The 16,715-nt window shown below is 57.7% G+C and carries 16 protein-coding genes; 7 read left to right on the plus strand and 9 right to left on the minus strand.

What is annotated here, in order from left to right; translation table 11 throughout:
- Positions 1-5 precede the first annotated feature (5 nt).
- The 5 genes from ACR0L3_RS14610 to ACR0L3_RS14630 form a co-directional block, all read right to left on the minus strand.
- Positions 6-1,052 (minus strand): HesA/MoeB/ThiF family protein, encoded by a 1,047-nt coding sequence (locus ACR0L3_RS14610; protein WP_480746490.1) that lies wholly within the window; start codon positions 1,050-1,052, stop codon positions 6-8.
- Entirely contained in the window at positions 1,052-1,507 is a 456-nt protein-coding gene (gene dut, locus ACR0L3_RS14615; RefSeq protein WP_480746491.1) for a dUTP diphosphatase, read from the minus strand. Before dut ends, ACR0L3_RS14610 begins: the two co-directional genes overlap by 1 nt.
- A gap of 18 nt (positions 1,508-1,525) precedes the next feature.
- Complete coding sequence (gene coaBC, locus ACR0L3_RS14620; protein ID WP_480746492.1) at positions 1,526-2,722, minus strand: bifunctional phosphopantothenoylcysteine decarboxylase/phosphopantothenate--cysteine ligase CoaBC; 1,197 nt, start codon at positions 2,720-2,722, stop codon at positions 1,526-1,528.
- A gap of 63 nt (positions 2,723-2,785) precedes the next feature.
- The gene (locus ACR0L3_RS14625; RefSeq protein WP_480746493.1) at positions 2,786-3,601 is read right to left on the minus strand and encodes a ChaN family lipoprotein; all 816 of its coding nucleotides are present in this window, start codon (positions 3,599-3,601) and stop codon (positions 2,786-2,788) included.
- Positions 3,598-4,476 (minus strand): RNA polymerase factor sigma-32, encoded by an 879-nt coding sequence (locus ACR0L3_RS14630; RefSeq protein WP_480746494.1) that lies wholly within the window; start codon positions 4,474-4,476, stop codon positions 3,598-3,600. Before ACR0L3_RS14630 ends, ACR0L3_RS14625 begins: the two co-directional genes overlap by 4 nt.
- A gap of 100 nt (positions 4,477-4,576) precedes the next feature.
- On the opposite strand from ACR0L3_RS14630, the gene cobU reads away from it, so the two are divergent.
- Genes cobU through ACR0L3_RS14650 form a run of 4 tightly spaced genes read left to right on the plus strand, consistent with a single transcriptional unit; the run spans position 4,577 to position 8,176 of the window.
- Positions 4,577-5,098 (plus strand): bifunctional adenosylcobinamide kinase/adenosylcobinamide-phosphate guanylyltransferase, encoded by a 522-nt coding sequence (gene cobU / locus ACR0L3_RS14635; RefSeq protein ID WP_480746495.1) that lies wholly within the window; start codon positions 4,577-4,579, stop codon positions 5,096-5,098.
- Entirely contained in the window at positions 5,095-5,673 is a 579-nt protein-coding gene (locus ACR0L3_RS14640) for a histidine phosphatase family protein (RefSeq protein ID WP_480746496.1), read from the plus strand. Before cobU ends, ACR0L3_RS14640 begins: the two co-directional genes overlap by 4 nt.
- A 58-nt stretch (positions 5,674-5,731) precedes the next feature.
- Complete coding sequence (locus tag ACR0L3_RS14645; RefSeq protein WP_480746688.1) at positions 5,732-6,616, plus strand: glutathione S-transferase N-terminal domain-containing protein; 885 nt, start codon at positions 5,732-5,734, stop codon at positions 6,614-6,616.
- A gap of 45 nt (positions 6,617-6,661) precedes the next feature.
- Positions 6,662-8,176: a YifB family Mg chelatase-like AAA ATPase gene (locus ACR0L3_RS14650; protein WP_480746497.1), complete on the plus strand. Its 1,515-nt coding sequence runs from the start codon at positions 6,662-6,664 to the stop codon at positions 8,174-8,176.
- Here the strand turns inward: ACR0L3_RS14650 and gshB are convergent.
- From gshB to rsmI, 3 genes are read right to left on the minus strand one after another with little or no spacing between them, the layout of a single operon-like run.
- Positions 8,173-9,105, minus strand: a complete 933-nt coding sequence (gene gshB, locus ACR0L3_RS14655; RefSeq protein WP_480746498.1) for a glutathione synthase — start codon at positions 9,103-9,105, stop codon at positions 8,173-8,175. The genes ACR0L3_RS14650 and gshB overlap by 4 nt on opposite strands.
- A 60-nt stretch (positions 9,106-9,165) precedes the next feature.
- Positions 9,166-9,537 (minus strand): YraN family protein, encoded by a 372-nt coding sequence (locus tag ACR0L3_RS14660; RefSeq protein WP_480746499.1) that lies wholly within the window; start codon positions 9,535-9,537, stop codon positions 9,166-9,168.
- A gap of 1 nt (position 9,538) precedes the next feature.
- Positions 9,539-10,396, minus strand: coding sequence for a 16S rRNA (cytidine(1402)-2'-O)-methyltransferase (rsmI, locus tag ACR0L3_RS14665; RefSeq protein WP_480746500.1), 858 nt, complete (start codon positions 10,394-10,396; stop codon positions 9,539-9,541).
- 88 nt (positions 10,397-10,484) lie between these two features.
- Here rsmI and ACR0L3_RS14670 point away from each other — a divergent pair, with 88 nt between their 5' ends.
- The 3 genes from ACR0L3_RS14670 to murJ are packed head-to-tail and all read left to right on the plus strand — an operon-like array spanning position 10,485 to position 15,974.
- Entirely contained in the window at positions 10,485-11,657 is a 1,173-nt protein-coding gene (locus ACR0L3_RS14670; protein WP_480746502.1) for a penicillin-binding protein activator, read from the plus strand.
- Positions 11,617-14,436, plus strand: coding sequence for a [protein-PII] uridylyltransferase (locus ACR0L3_RS14675; protein ID WP_480746503.1), 2,820 nt, complete (start codon positions 11,617-11,619; stop codon positions 14,434-14,436). Before ACR0L3_RS14670 ends, ACR0L3_RS14675 begins: the two co-directional genes overlap by 41 nt.
- On the plus strand, positions 14,433-15,974 hold the full coding sequence (gene murJ, locus ACR0L3_RS14680; RefSeq protein ID WP_480746504.1) for a murein biosynthesis integral membrane protein MurJ: 1,542 nt from the start codon (positions 14,433-14,435) through the stop codon (positions 15,972-15,974). Before ACR0L3_RS14675 ends, murJ begins: the two co-directional genes overlap by 4 nt.
- On the opposite strand, the gene ACR0L3_RS14685 is transcribed toward murJ, so the two are convergent.
- Positions 15,975-16,661 (minus strand): rhomboid family intramembrane serine protease, encoded by a 687-nt coding sequence (locus ACR0L3_RS14685; RefSeq protein WP_480746505.1) that lies wholly within the window; start codon positions 16,659-16,661, stop codon positions 15,975-15,977.
- Positions 16,662-16,715 lie beyond the last annotated feature (54 nt).

Here is a 16,715-nt window from a genome sequence, read left to right on the forward strand (position 1 = left end):
CGGGGTTACGCACCGGCTCCACAAATCGGGCAATCAGCGCGGCGGGACAGGGTGATCTTGCGGCTTTCCCCATAAAGCGCGTCGTATATCAGCATTTCGCCTCGCAGCGGCTGGCCCGCTCCGGTGATCACCTTAATCGCTTCGACCGCCATCATAGATCCTACCACGCCGGGCAATGGGCCGATCACGCCGTCTTCGGCGCAGGATGGGGCCAAACCTGGCGCTGGAGCCTCGGGGAAGATGCATTGATAGCACGGGGATCCATTGGCTGGGTCAAACACGCTGAGCTGCCCTTCCCATTGCGACAGGGCACCAGAGATCAGGGGCTTGCCCTGCGCGACTGCGGTACGGTTGGCCAGATAACGGGTGTCAAAATTATCGGTGCCGTCGAGGATCAGATCAAAATCGTCGAACAGGTCCGCGGCGATCTCTTCGGTCAGGCGACGGTGATAGGGCAGGACCACCACGTTGGGGTTCTGCGCCTCCATCGCCTGTTGCGCCGAAAATACCTTGGGCATTCCGATATCGGCATCCCGGTGAATTACCTGGCGCTGCAGGTTGGCGTTCTCAACCTCGTCATCGTCGATCACGCCGATTGTACCCACCCCAGCGGCGGCAAGGTATTGAAGGGCTGGCGCGCCCAGCCCACCAGCACCGATGACCAGCACTCGCGCCATTTTCATCTTCTTTTGACCGGGGCCGCCGAGTTCCCGCAAAACAATGTGGCGGGCATAGCGATCAAGCTCGGTTTCAGTGAACTGGTCGGATGGCATCTTTGGCTCCTGGGCTGAGGCTGGCGCGGCGCGATTGCGCAGCGCTTTCAGCACTTGCCCATAGAGCAGAACCAGTAGCGCGGTACCAGCCAAAAGCAGCCACATGGCCGCAGAGCCGCCAGTCGCTTCTCGCAAGGGATGACCATCGGGCAAAAGCAGTTGAGCAATGATGACACCCAACAGCAAAACGGCAACTGACACCATGCGTGCGGTCTTGGACACACCGGCAAGATAGCCGATGCCCCACAGCGCCCCAGCTAGAATAAAGACCAGCAGCATCAGCCCCGCCCGGTCGAGCCGAAGCCGCCCGCGCCGCGATCCGTATCGCTTAGTATGTCAGTCGCTTCGAACGTGGCTTGAACAACAGGGGCAACAATCAGTTGTGCGATACGTTCCCCGTGGGTGATGTCGAATACCTCTTGCCCGGCATTCAGCACAATCACACCCAGCGGACCGCGGTAATCACTGTCGATTGTTCCCGGCGTATTGGGCAGCGTAATCCCGTGTTTCAAGGCAAGGCCCGAGCGGGGACGCACCTGTACCTCATACCCTTGCGGGATTTCGATCCGCAACCCAGTCGGCACCAAAGCGCGCTGGCCGGGTTCGAGCGTGATCGATTGCCCATCCGGCAGGTTCGCCCGTACATCCGCGCCAGCAGCCCCGGCAGTTTCATAGGATGGCAGAGGCACCGAAGGATCTGCGCCTTCCTCGCGAATTACACGAATAGCAACCATCACGGCTCCTTCTTTTGTTTAGCTTGTCAGCGTGTCGGCAATCTTTTGCGCCAAACGACTGGCCACTTCCGCTTTGCCCATGCGCGGCCATTCCTCGACGCCCGTTTCCGAAATCAGGGTAACCGCATTCTCGGACCCACCCATGATCCCCGTTGCCGGACTGACGTCATTGGCTACGATCCAGTCACAGCCTTTGCGTCCTCGCTTTGAGGTGGCGTGTTCGATCACGTTGTCTGTCTCGGCGGCGAAGCCGACAACCAACGCAGGGCGTCCGGTTTCGAGATGCGAAATTCGCTTTAGAATGTCTGGGTTCTCGGCAAACTCTAGGGCTGGCATCCCGTCACGACTTTTTTTCAACTTCTGGTCCGAGGCGCTGACCACCCGCCAATCCGCGACGGCCGCTGCGAAAACGCCTGCATCAACCGGCAGAGCAGCGTCTACCGCGTCTGACATTTGCTGGGCGGTTTCAACCGAAACGACCTGAACACCTTCGGGAGGCGGCACGTCAGCCGGGCCGGTGACAAAGATTACTTCAGCCCCCAATAACGCCAGTGCTTGGGCCACTGCGGTGCCCTGCGCCCCGGACGAGCGATTGGCGATATAGCGCACGGGGTCGATGGGCTCATGCGTAGGGCCCGAGGTCACCAGTACGCGTTTGCCTGTAAGCGGACCATTGCCCAAGTGCGTTTCAATCGCGTCAACGATTTCAAGCGGTTCAGACATTCGGCCGGGACCGAATTCGCCGCAAGCCATGTCGCCTTCTTTCGGGCCGACAAAGCGGATGCCGTCCGCCTGGAGCTGTCTCAAATTTCGCTGCGTTGCGGGGTGGTTCCACATACGTACATTCATTGCAGGTGCACAAAGAACCGGTGTGTCCGTCGCCATCAACAGGGTCGAGGCCAGATCGTTGGCCAGCCCCCCTGCCATCTTTCCCATAAGGTCTGCAGTTGTGGGTGCAACAACAATCAGATCGGCAGAGCGTGACAGTTGGATATGACCCATCTCAGCCTCGTCGGTCAGGTCAAACAGATCGCGATAAACCTTTTCTCCAGCCAAGGCTGATACAGACAGAGGTGTCACGAACTCTTCACCCGCGCGGGTTAGAACAGGTGTCACAAAGGCGCCGCGCTCACGCAAACGCCGGATCAAGTCCAACGACTTGTAGGCTGCGATCCCACCGCCGATGATCAGCAGAATGCGTTTCGATGCCAGCATATTGAACCCTTCCCGTCCCGGTCGGCCCTGACATTAGGCAAGCGGGCCGGACAGTACCAGCGGTTAATTCTGTGTCTCGAAGGCCAAGCAAGGATCTTCGCGTTCGATACTCGGGCTGTCGATAACAGCGTCGAATTCGCCCTCGACTACTCCATCCTCGGACTGCCCCAGTACGAACACTTTCAGCCCCGGGCGCAAACGCGCAAGAAACGTTGGAATGCCCCGATCTTTTCGCGCGTGGCCATTGCCAGTGATCACCGCGACCGGCCCACCGGTTTCGTCCGTTGCACGCAGGATCGCACGGGTCAGCACCGCATCACGCAGACGCTGGATGGCAACCATTTGCGGCAAGGCACTTTGCGGAATTGCGTTGCAATGCGCGGCCAATTGATCCGCTTCACGTTCGGCCTGCTCAGCAGGTGGCAACGGAACCGTCAAACCATAACGCGCCGCATCTGCCCCTAAAGCAGTGGCTGCACCACGCTCCATCGCGGCACGGGCGGCCGCACGTGGGACCATGGCCCCGTAAACTGGCGCGTCTGACGCTTGAAATACCGGGTAGTACATGCTGAGCGGCGGCCATCCGGACTCGAGCCACTCGAGGATACGCGCCAGTTCGTCCGGGTTTGAAATTGCTTTGTCTGAAAGGCGCTGAGCGCCCTCTTCAGTTACCATCTCCCACACAACGGCCGAAGGCGTAATGCCCTTCAAGGCCTCTGCCTGAATAATATGGTGCTGTGGGTTGTCGTGGATTTCGCCCAGAATAATTACGTCAGACGATTTCATCGCCGCCATAATATCGTCCGGTATCAGGTCCTCGGCATAGCCAGGGCCTGCTATAACCACAAGTATACTAAGCAGAATCGCAAGCTGTCTCATGCGATGAAGTGTTGCACCTCGCGCGATTGCGCTTCAAGGTTCTTGCGCATTTTCACGAAAGCCGCCGCTTCAAGCTGACGCACCCGTTCCTTGGACAGACCAAGCTCTTGCCCCAGGCTTTCAAGGGTCCGCGCGGGTTCGCGCAGCTTGCGTTCGCGCACGATAAATCTTTCGCGATCATTCAGCGCCTGCATCGCTGTCACCAGCCATTCGCGAAGCTGTTCAGTGTCGTGGCTGTTTTCAACGGTCTCGGCTGCTTGTTCACGTTCATCTTCCAGCGCGTCGATCCACTCCCGACCGTCCTCATCCGTCGACTGAACCGCATTCAGAGAGAAATCAGATCCTGACAAGCGCCCTTCCATCATCTCAACATCTCGGAGGGGCACGCCGATCTCGGCGGCAATCATTTGATGAAGCTGGTGGCGATCCAGATCCATCCCCTCGGTCGCGGCCTCACGCTCCAACCTCGCCTGAACTCGGCGCATGTTGAAAAACAGGGACTTTTGGGATGAGGTCGACCCGGTTCGCACCATCGACCAGTTGCGCATCACGTAATCCTGGATGCTCGCCTTGATCCACCAAACCGCATAAGTTGAAAAACGCACGCCCCTGTCCGGGTCGAACTTGTCGGCGGCTTTCATCAGACCCAGACCAGCCTCTTGGATCAAATCGTTCATTGGCGCGCCATAACGTTTGAATTTGGCGGCCATCGAAATCGCCAAGCGCATATAAGCTGTGATCAACCGGTGCAAAGCCTGCTCATCGCGCTCGTCACGCCAAGCGTATGCCAGCTTTAGCTCGGTCTCCGCGTCCAGCAGTTCAGCCTTCATCGCTCGCCGGGACATCGAGAAATCGTTCGCATTGTCGAGTGCCATTGAAATCTCCCCTTTTCACAGGCGCCGGCCGGGCTTGCTTTGCCGACCTAAGGTCGATACGCAGAACAAAACCGGGTGGATCACATGAAAGGTAATAATAGTGTATCCGGATTTAACCTTTGTGTTGGGCGGCGCGGCATCTGGAAAATCGTCATATGCCGAGCAACTTGTTGCTTTGTCAGGGAAAAATCGAAATTATCTCGCCACATCACAAGTGTTTGATGACGAGATGCGCGGCAAGGTCCAGCGCCACATCGCCCAACGAGGCGAGGGCTGGAAAACGGTCGAAGCACCTTTTGAATTGGCCCCTGCGCTGAGAGGGCTGACACCCGACGATATTTGCCTGATCGACTGTGCGACCATGTGGCTGACCAATCATCTGCTGGCCGAGAATGACCTACAACAGGCGCAAACCGCGCTGATGAGAGAGCTGAGTTCCTGCCGCGCTCCTGTCGTCGTTGTTTCGAACGAAGTGGGCCACGGGATCGTACCTGACAACGCTTTGGCTCGGCGGTTCCGTGAAGCCCAGGGCCGGCTGAATATCGCATTGGCGGCTCAGGCCGATCTGGTGGTACAGGTCACCGCCGGGCTACCACTGGTGCTGAAGGGGCAATTGCCGTGACCCGCCTGCACCTTGTCCGTCATGGGCCGACGCATGCGAAAACGATGGTTGGCTGGACCGACTTACCAGCCGATCTCAGCGATCACGCCGCCATCGCGCGTTTGCACGATCACCTCCCAACTCAGGCATTAGTGATCTCCTCAGATCTGTCGCGTGCCGTTGATACCGCGTCAGCCATTCAAGGGGCACGCCGACGATTGCCTCACCACCCTGATCTGCGCGAGATTCATTTCGGCACTTGGGAGTCACGCGCATTCAAAGAAATCGAGGCCGAAGACCCAGACCTTGCCTTTTCCTACTGGGACAACCCCGGTGACGTGCGCCCTCCCAAAGGCGAAAGTTGGAACGAGGTTCGAACGCGCGTTGACGCCGTTGTCGACCAACTTATCGCCGATCATACAGACCGCGACCTGGTCATCGTCGCCCATTTCGGCGTGATCCTGACACAAGTTCAACGTGCCCTTAGCATGGATGCCCAACAGGCGTTCAGCCACCGTATCGACAATCTTTCAGTCACGGAGATCACTCATCGCGGAGACCGATGGACGGTTGAGAGGATTAATCACCTTCCGTGATAACACCCCGCACAAATCACCGATTTACTGAATGATCCCGCCGCGTCATCGTAGTGGCATGACCTATGATTTGTTTATCGGCGACCGTCTGTTTTCCAGCTGGTCTTTGCGCGGGTGGCTGATGCTGGAAAAGTTTGGCCTGCCTTATCGAACCAATATGATTGGCCTTTATTCCGGCACCATGGCCGAGGATATGAAACCGCTGACACCAGCCCGGCTTGTGCCTGCGCTGCGTCTTCCCGACGGAACCGTCGTGGGCGAAAGCCTGGCCATGGCCGAAACACTGGCCGAGCGTCACCCCGAAGCCGGTATGTGGCCTCAAGACCCCGCCGCACGCGCAACAGCTAGATGGCTTTGTGCCGAGATGGTGGGCGGATTCAACGCCTTGCGCGGGGAATGCCCAATGCAGCTGAAGCACTGCTGGCAGGGTTTCGACTGCTCGCCGGAAACGCTGGCTGACTTAGATCGAATTGAAACCCTCTGGGCTCATGCTCGCACTGTGTCAGGCGCTGAAACTGGTCCTCTGTTTGGCAGCTATTCTCTTGCAGATGTATTCTACACGCCAGTTGCGGCGCGGATCATTGGGTACGGATTGCCTGTTTCCGATACCAATCGCGATTACTGCTTGGAATTGTTGGCGGATATGACGGTTCGGCAATGGCGCGCGATGGGTTTGACCGTAAACTATGACCCCTTTCCGTATGCGCTGGACCTGCCGTCGCAGATCTGGCCGATCGGAGGGCAGTCCCAAGCAAAACCTGTTGAGGGTAATGATTCAGTCAATGAAGCCTGCCCTTATTCCGGCAAACCGGTCACTCATGTTCTTGAGTTGAACGGTCAGCGCTGGGGGTTTTGCAACGAGACATGCCGCGACAAAACCGTTGCAGATCCCGGCGCTTGGCCAAAATTTATCGCGATGACGAATGCCGTTAACGAATCTTAAACGGCGATCATGGCAGCAACGACCTGTTAACCAAAAAGGTCGTTCATGGTCGCTCGTTCTCACACAGTCGCTTTCCAGGGGGTCGATGCCCGCCCGGTCGAGGTGCAATGCGCGGTCTCGCCGGGCTTGCCTGCCTTTTCCATCGTTGGTTTACCCGACAAAGCCGTATCAGAAGCCCGCGATCGTGTTCGTAGCGCGCTAAGCTCGATGGCCATTGCGCTGCCTTCAAAGCGGATCACTATCAATCTGTCACCCGCTGACCTGCCAAAAGAGGGTAGCCACTTTGATCTGCCGATAGCGGTGGCCTTATTGTCAGCCTTGGAAATAATCCCGCACGACGCCGCCGAGGGGGCCGTTTCTTTAGGTGAGCTGTCTTTGGACGGCTCGCTGGTACCGGTCGTAGGCGCATTGCCAGCGGCGATGACCGCTGCGGCTTACGATCGTACACTGCTGTGCCCTAAGGCCTCGAGCGCCGAAGCCGCTTGGGTAGACGCTACGCGAGTAATCGGAGCGGAGTCTTTGGGCGACGTAGTGCGCCATTTCTCGGGCCAGTCGCCGTTGCCAGCCGCTCAGCCGGGCGAGGTAAACCTTGAGCCCAGCGCTCGGGACCTACGCGACGTGAAGGGACAGGAACGCGCCAAGCGAGCGTTGGAAATCGCAGCCGCAGGGCGCCACCATCTGATCATGATCGGTACGCCGGGGTCGGGCAAATCCATGTTGGCTGCGCGTCTGCCCGGTATTCTGCCGCCTCTGACACCGGCTGAAGCGCTTGAAACCTCAATGATTCAATCCCTGTGCGGGCTTCTCGATGAAGGCGGTATCAGCCGCACACGGCCGTTTCGAGAACCGCATCATACGGCCTCGATGGCGGCCATCGTTGGTGGCGGTAAAGGGGCCAAGCCGGGCGAGATTTCGTTAGCCCATAACGGCGTTCTCTTCATGGATGAGTTTCCGGAATTTCCCCGAACAGTTTTGGAAACGCTGCGCCAGCCGATTGAAACCGGCGAGGTCATGGTTGCCCGTGCAAACGCCCATGTGAAATACCCTTGCCGCTTCATGTTGGTGGCTGCCGCCAACCCTTGCAAATGTGGTTACTTAACTGATCCCGCTCGCGCCTGCTCACGCGCGCCTGTCTGCGGAGAGGATTACCTAGGCCGCATTTCTGGCCCGCTAATGGACCGTTTCGATCTAAGGATAGAAGTACCGCCTGTTGGCTTCACCGATCTCGACCTGCCACCATCCGGAGACAGCTCGGCCACCGTTGCCGCACGGGTCGAAGCAGCCCGCGCTGTTCAAGCGGAACGGTTCAGAGACACGCCTGGCACCCGACAGAATGCGGATGTCGAGGGTAACGTGCTTGAAGAAATTGCCGCGCCAGACACCGAAGGCAAAGACTTGTTGGTGAAAGCTGCTGAACGGTTTGGCCTGTCAGCCCGTGCGTTTCATCGCATCCTGCGGGTGGCGCGCACGATTGCTGATCTGGATGGGGCGCCGGATGTCCGCCGCCCGCATGTGGCTGAGGCGCTGAGCTTTCGCATCAGCGCAAAGGCCGCGTCTTAAACTTTGGCCTCAATCGCCTGCCAGATCTTCTCGGCGATGTTCACGCCGTCAAAGCGCTCCAATTCCTGAATCCCCGTGGGCGAAGTCACGTTAATTTCGGTCAGGTAGTCTCCGATGACATCAATCCCCACGAAAATCTGACCCTTTTCCTTCAGCAAGGGCCCAATCGCAGCGCAGATTTCCAAATCGCGCTCGGACAGGTCGATCTGTTCAGGGCGGCCACCTACATGCATGTTTGAACGCGTCTCACCCGCCGCTGGAACGCGGTTGATCGCGCCAACGGGTTCACCGTCCACCAGAATCACCCTTTTGTCGCCGTTGCTGACGTCCGGTAGGAATTTTTGAACGATCAAGGGCTCGCGTGAGAACCCAGTGAATAACTCGTGTAGCGAGGTCAGGTTGCGATCATTCACGTCCAACCGGAATACTCCTGCACCCCCATTGCCATAGAGCGGTTTCAAGATCACGTCGCCGTGCTTTTCTTTGAAGACCTTGATGGTTTGAAGGTCCCGCGCAATCGTCGTCGGAGGAGTCAGATCTGGAAAATCCAGAACAAGCAGTTTTTCAGGGTAGTTTCGCACCCAAAACGGATCGTTGACAACCAATACCTGCCCTTTCAGACGATCCAGCAGGTGGGTCGACGTGATGTAATGCATATCGAACGGAGGGTCCTGGCGCAGCCAGATCACATCGAATTCGGCCAGATCAACTTCACGCTCAGGACCCAACTCAGCCGGATTGCCTGCAACGCGTTGAACTTTCATGTCATGACCGCGCGCTGTGATGCGGCCTTCCTGATAGGCCAAGTGGTCAGGGCTGTAGAAAAACAGAGTGTGCCCGCGCGCCTGCGCCTCTTCGGCCAAGCGGAATGAGCTGTCTGCGTTGATATCCACGGCCCCGATTGGGTCCATCTGAAAGGCGATTTTCATGGCGTGTCCCTCAGTTTCACGCCAGATACATGGCCTAGCGAGACCCAGGGTTCAATGGGGTCAGACCTGACCAAACGCGTTTTCGATGATTTGAACCGCCCCCGATGCGTCCACCAATGCAGCATCAAACCGGGCATTTGTCAGCTGCCCGTCGGGTTCGTGTTCCAGATATTCTGACGCCGAGGCGTAAATACGGGCCATCTGGCGTTTACTGATCCGGGCTGCGGCCTTGTCAAAGCTAGAACTCTTCTTCACCTCGATAAACACGACACCGTCAGCATCACGAGCGATCAGATCAATCTCACCCCCTGCGCCCCGCCAACGGTGTTGCGCAATGGTGAAACCGCGCCGCTTGTATTCTGCCGCGATCTGAAGCTCCGCCGCTTGCCCTGCGTGATAAGAAACCGAGCTTCGGACGGATCGTGCGGTCATGCTATCCCTTTCCCAGTTTAAGGGCCTGCTGATAGATCGGGCGGCGTGGCAATTTGTACATCTGCGAAACCAAATCCGCCGCGTCCCTGACCGAATGAGTTTCCAAGGCCTGCTTCAAAGCCTCTTCTATGTCGGATTCGTTAACAGTCTCCGAATGGCCGCGGTCCACAAGAAGGACAATTTCACCTTTGACAGTTTGCCCCTGTAAGTCGGCGGCCAACTCGCCAAGCGATCCGCGCCGGACCTCTTCGAACTTTTTTGTCAACTCGCGGCACATCGCAGCAGAACGGTCTTCTCCCAGCACCTCGGCCAGATCTGACAGGCAGGCAGCCACCCGTTTCGGTGATTCGTAGAAAACCAACGTGCCCGGAACGTCGCGGAGTGCCTCAATCCGCGACCGGCGCGCACTGGATGCGTTTGGTAAAAACCCCGCAAAAAAGAATGCATCCGTTGGCAACACTGCCAGCGTCAGCGCCATCAGAGCAGCCGACGGACCTGGCGCGCAGGTCACGACATGGCCCGCCTCAGCCGCCAGTCGCCCAAGGTCATAACCAGGGTCGGCAATCAGTGGCATTCCGGCCTCGGACGCGTAAGCAACGGATTTCCCTTCGGCCAGCGCGTCAAGAATTTTACCGCGCGCACCGGTACCACTGTGATCGTGATACGCTAGGATTCTTCGTCCCTCCAACGGAACGCCGTGTATCTCCATCAATCGGCGGAGGCTGCGCGTATCCTCGGCCGCAATCACATCAGAGGACGCCAACACATCTAGTGCTCTGAGCGTAATATCGCGTGCAGCACCGATCGGAGTGGCAACAAAATACAGGCCGGCACCCAATCTGACTTTTTGGAAATTCAAAGCTGGACCCTCACAGCGTGACGTTTATTATCGCGGCGCAATAGATTGGTGGTACACCAAGCCGCCGGGACAGGGAGTTTTCATTCAGATGTTTAACGTTTGCAAGCCCGTTCGCAAACTGGCACGTACCGCCGCCGTGTTGGCCACCGCCGCATTTTTGGCCGCCTGTGACGTCGGAACAATTGGCGGAGGTCCTTCGATCAACACGTCAGAACCCGTCCCGGTCGCCTTGCTTGTACCGGCAGGATCGGGACAAGCCGGAGACGCTGCACTGGCGCGCAGCCTTGAAAACGCGGCCCGTCTTGCGATGGCCGACTTGCAAAACGTCAATATAGACCTGCGTGTTTATGATACTCGCGGCAGTTCAAATACGGCTGCCGATGCTGCACAGCGCGCGGTGGCAGATGGCGCAAAGATCATTCTTGGCCCAGTCTATGCCCAAGCGGCAAATTCAGCAGGCCTTGCAGTGCTGAGTAACAACGTCAACGTGCTTTCATTTTCAAACAACACTAGCATTGCAGGTGGCAATGTATTCGTGTTGGGCCCGACCTTCGACAATACAGCCAATCGCTTAGTTGGCTTTGCAGGATCGCAGGGCAAATCTAACATGGTTATCGTTCACAGCAACGATTCGGCAGGCCAGCTGGGACAATCCGCAATTGCGACAGCACTGAGCAGCAGCCGGGTAAACAACGCAGGTTCAGTCGGTTACGACCGGTCACAACAGGGCGTGATCAATTCGGTTCCCACGGTGAAGGCCACCGTAGACGCATCAGGTGCAGATTCTCTGTTTTTGACAGCGACCACAGCCGGTGCTCTTCCGCTGTTTACCCAATTATTGCCTGAGGCAGGCGTATCTCCGGCAACGACGCAGTTCATCGGCCTGACGCGCTGGGACATTCCACCGCAAACACTGGACTTACCTGGCGTGCAGGGCGGCTGGTTCGCACTGCCAGATCCGTCTAAGGCACAGGCTTATCGTCAGCGCTATAACAACACCTATGGTGAAGCTCCGCACCCGATCAGCGGGTTGGCTTATGACGGTATCGCCGCAATCGCCGCGCTGGTCAGTCAAGGCAAGTCCAACGCGCTCACCGCTGCGGCACTGACGCAAAATGCCGGTTTCCAAGGTGTTGGCGGCATCTTCCGCCTGCGCTCGAACGGCACCAATGAACGTGGTCTGGCTGTCGCCACGATCCAGAATAAACAGGTAGTAGTGATTGACCCTGCCCCACAAAGCTTCTCAGGCGCCGGTTTCTGATCGACCGGGCCTGTCGCTGACCCCCAAAGGTGAGCTGATTTGCCCTGCCGATGAAATTTTCGACAGTACCGCAGTCATAGCGCGACTATCGGAAGCCTTCGACAAAATCTCGGGCAACGCCGAACGTCGGAATGAGGCCGTCCGGATTTTGCGTGATGCCCAGAAAACCGGGCGTCAGGCGATTGCCGATGCGTTCGCAAAACGTCCATTTGACGCAAGGCCGCTGACGCGATCCTACACTTACCTGACCGACGGTCTGGTCTGCACCGCCATGAAGGTTTCAAGCGAATACTTGCACCCACTGGCCACTCCGACCCGCGGAGAGAAAATCGCCGTTCTGGCCGTGGGCGGATATGGCCGCGGGGAAATGGCGCCTGCATCAGACGTCGATCTGCTGTTCCTAACGCCCTACAAAATCACCGCTTGGGCCGAGAGCGTGATTGAATCGATGCTCTATATCCTGTGGGACTTACGCCTAAAGGTTGGTCATTCGTCACGCACGATCAAGGATTGCCTGAGGTTGGGGTCCGAAGACTTCACCATCCGTACCGCCATGCTAGAGCAACGCTATCTGGCTGGGGACACCGAGCTTTCAGCCGAGTTGGACAGCCGCCTGAAGTCAGATCTGTTCAAGGGCAGTGAAAGGCAGTTCATCGAAGCCAAATTGCACGAACGCGATGAGCGGCACAAAAAGCAAGGCCAACGCTATATGGTCGAGCCCAACGTGAAAGAGGGCAAAGGCGGCCTGCGCGATCTGCAATCACTCTATTGGATCGCAAAATACGTCTATGGCGTTCAAGATGTGGCCGAACTGGTGCCATTGGGCCTGTTTACACGCGATGAATTCAAAACCTTCGTTAAAGCCGAGGATTTTCTGTGGGCCGTGCGATCGCATTTGCATCTGATTACTGGCCGCCCAACCGAGCAACTGACCTTTGATCTGCAGGTCGAGGTAGCCGAGCGAATGGGATACGAAGACCGGGCCGGACGCCGCGCGGTCGAGATATTCATGCAGCGCTATTTTCGCGAGGCAACATATGTGGGTGAATTGACCCGCATCTTCCTGACCAAGCTGGAGGCTTTGCACATGAAAGGCGAAGCACTGCTAGATCGAATTTTACGCCGTCGTCCCCGGGTCAAGGAAGGCTACAAGGTTGTGCATGGGCGTCTGGACGTGGCCGACCCCGAGCAATTTTTAACCGACAAGCTGAACCTATTGCGCTTGTTCGAAGAAGGATTGCGCACTGGCATGCTGATCCATCCAGACGCAATGCGCTTGGTAACAGCAAACCTTAGCCTGATCGACGAAGACATGCGTGAAAATCGCGAAGCGCAGCGCATCTTCCTTGATCTGATGCTGAAACACGGTAACCCCGAACGCGCCCTGCGCCGGATGAATGAATTGGGTGTACTGTCCGCTTTTCTGCCGGAGTTCGAACCCATCGTGGCTATGATGCAGTTCAACATGTACCACAGCTATACGGTCGACGAGCATATCATCCAGTGCATTGTTAACCTGGCCCAGATCGAACGTGGTGAGCTGATTGAATCGCTGCCGCTTGCGTCATCGATCCTTAAGGGCGGCGTAAACCGCAAGGTACTGTATGTGGCTTTGTTGCTGCATGACATCGCTAAAGGACGGCCCGAAGATCACTCGATCCTCGGTGCGCAGATTGCTCGCAAAGTTGCGCCGCGACTTGGGTTGAACAAGGCAGACTCTGAAACTGTGGAGTGGCTGGTGCGCTATCACCTGCTGATGTCAGACATGGCGCAAAAACGAGACATCTCGGACCCGCGCACTGTACGCGACTTTGCCAAAGCGGTGAAAACGGTCAAACGGCTGGACCTGCTAACAGTGCTGACAGTCTGCGACATTCGCGGTGTTGGACCGAACGTGTGGAACAACTGGAAAGCCACCCTGCTGCGCGCTCTGCATGCAGAAACCAAACGCGCGCTGGAAACAGGGATGGAAGACCTCAACCGGGCTAACCGTGGCGCTGAGGCCAAGAAAGCCCTGCGAGCCGAACTGGCGGATTGGACCAAACCAGACCTCAAGGCGGAAACGGGCCGACACTATCCGCCCTATTGGCAGGGCTTAAACCTGTCGACCCACGTGGAATTCGCCGAGATGCTGCGGGCGCTGGAGCACAGCGGCGATCCGGGAGAGATGGAAATCCGTCTGCATCCGGATGAAGACCGTGACGCCACCCGTGCATGTTTCGCGATGGGGGATCACCCTGGCATCTTTGCGCGGATCGCAGGCGCACTGGCATTGGTCGGGGCCAACGTGGTGGACGCGCGCAGCTACACCACAAAAGATGGCTACGTGACTGATGCGTTCTGGATTCAAGACGCCGACGGCCACCCGTTCGAAGCCAGCAGACTTCCACGCCTAACACAGATGATCCACAAGACGCTTAGGGGCGAGGTGGTAGCTCGCGACGCGCTGAAGTCACGCGACAAGATCAAGAAACGCGAGCGCGCCTTTAACGTGCCAACCCATATCACCTTCGACAATGACGGGTCCGAAATCTACACGATCATTGAGGTCGATACCCGCGATCGGCCCGGCCTGCTATATGATCTGGCGCGCACGTTGGCCGCAGCCAATGTCTATATCGCCAACGCGGTGATCGCGACCTATGGCGAGCAGGTCGTCGATACGTTCTATGTCAAGGATATGTTTGGGTTGAAATACCATTCGGAAAGCAAACAGCGCACGCTGGAAGACAAGCTGCGCAGCGCCATCACCGAAGGCGCTGAGCGCGCGGCCTCATGAAGCAGATTCGTCTGTTTTCGGGCCTATTCACAGTCGGGTTCTGGACCCTGACCAGCCGGATACTGGGCTTTCTTCGAGAAATACTTCTGACTGCCTACATCGGGCCAGGGCCTGTGATGGACGCTTTCGTCGCAGCCTTCCGCCTGCCCAACATGTTCCGCCGTTTCTTTGCCGAGGGCGCGTTTAACGCAGCCTTTGTGCCGATGTTTTCCAAACGGCTGGAGGGGGATGAGAACGCCGAAAGGTTCGCGCAAGACGCCTTCAACCTGCTGGCAGTGGCGGTGCTGGCTTTGGTCGGTCTGGCGATGGTGTTCATGCCCGCGCTAGTTTGGATCACCGCCGAGGGCTTCTATGGCGATGAGCGGTTCGATCTGGCAGTGGACTATGGTTATGTGGTCTTCCCCTACATCCTGTTCATGTCGCTGGCGGCGTTGTTTTCCGGCGTTTTGAATGCCACTGGACGGTTTGCTGCCGCGGCGGCTGCACCCGTATTGCTGAATATCTTCGCCTGTACCGCTCTGATTGCGGGCGCAGCGGCAGGGGGTGAGGTAATCCGTTGGCTGATCACCGTCATTCCCTTGGCGGGTATAGCACAGCTTGCACTGGTTTGGGTGGCGACTGAGCGCGCTGGTTTTCGCATTCGCCCCGGCATACCGAAACTCAGCCCTGAGATGCGCAACATGGTCCGTATTGCTGTTCCCGCCGCCTTGGCGATGGGGGTCACTCAGGTCAACCTGGTAGTCGGGCAATTGGTGGCCTCGAAAACCGAAAAGGCGGTCAGCTGGTTGTTTGCGGCGGACCGGTTGTACCAATTGCCTCTGGGCGTGGTGGGTATTGCCGTGGGGATCGTCCTGCTGCCCGATCTGTCGCGACGTCTGCGTTCCGGAGATAAAGACGGAGCCCGCAACGCCTTCTCGCGCGCCGGTGAATTTACCCTGCTGTTGACCATCCCCTCGACCGTGGCATTTGTGATCCTTCCGAATCCGCTGGTTTCGGTCCTGTTTGAGCGTGGCCAGTTTAGCGCCGCAGACACCACCGCCACAGCACTTGCAGTCGCAGTCTACGGTATCGGCCTGCCCGCTTTCATGCTGCAAAAGCTGCTGCAACCGCTCTATTTCGCGCGCGAAGATACACGAACGCCATTTCACTATGCGATTGTAGCGATGATCGTGAATGCGGGTTTGGCCTTTGGCCTTTATCCACTGGTGGGGTGGATCGCTCCGGCAATTGCAGCTTCGGCTGCGGGTTGGGTCATGGTCGGTCTGCTGATCATCGGTGCGCGCCGCATGGGAGAAGAGGCCCGTTTCGACGACCGCTTCAAACGTCGGGCATGGCGTATTGTTGTTGCATCCTTGGGGATGGGCGCTGTTTTGTTTGCCGCGATTCACCTGTTCGGTTGGACATTCGAACTGCCGGGATGGCGATATCTAGCGCTGATCATTCTGATCAAGGTCGCGGCGGCCACCTATTTCTTCTTGGGTCACCTGCTGGGTGCGTTTGAAGTCTCCGAATTCAAAAAGGCTCTGCGCCGCTCGTGATTAGTCGCGGCGTATACGCCCAACAATCCGGGCCCAGCCGCCCGGTGCCAGAAAGAAGGACAGGCCGAACCCGGTAGCGAAACCGCCCAAGTCGGCCACCCAGTCGGACGTTCCGCCAAACAGCAGACCAAAGACCAATTGGATACCCATCAGCACCGCGATTAGGCTGAACGCACGCGACTGATTTTCCCCGACCAATGACAGTTTGCGCCAGAGCAACCAAGTGAATGCGCCGATCAGGCCATAGACGGGCGGAAAGCCTCCAACCAGCGGGTAGTTCGGATCCAACAGTAGCGCATAGGCCAGTGCGCCTCCTACTCCGGACAGCACAAAGATCACCAGCATTGGGAAACCGCCAAATACCTCGGCCACCATCTTACCCATCGCCAGAACAAACACGCATACAAAGATGGCCTGCGTAAAACTGCCCGAGACAAACGGGTAGGTTACGAAGCGTATCACATGCTCAAGCGGCCAGCGCCCGTTCTGAACCATCCAGTCAAATATATCTGGCGAGAACGAATAGCTTTGCAGTGCATCAAGCCGCCAGCCAACCGCCGATGGCCCACCGATTAAACCACGGGCGCCCAAGGTAAAGGCCAGTTCCACCCCCATGATGAACAACACCAATGCCACCACCACGGGCGGAAGCGGGTTTACGGCGGGTGTAGAATGTTCACTGCTCATTGGGCTGGCCTTTCGCGGCTGTTGACGTCCCTTGGCCTCATGGGTAAGCGACGG

The sequence above is a fragment of the Ruegeria sp. CK1 genome, assembly GCF_056536545.1.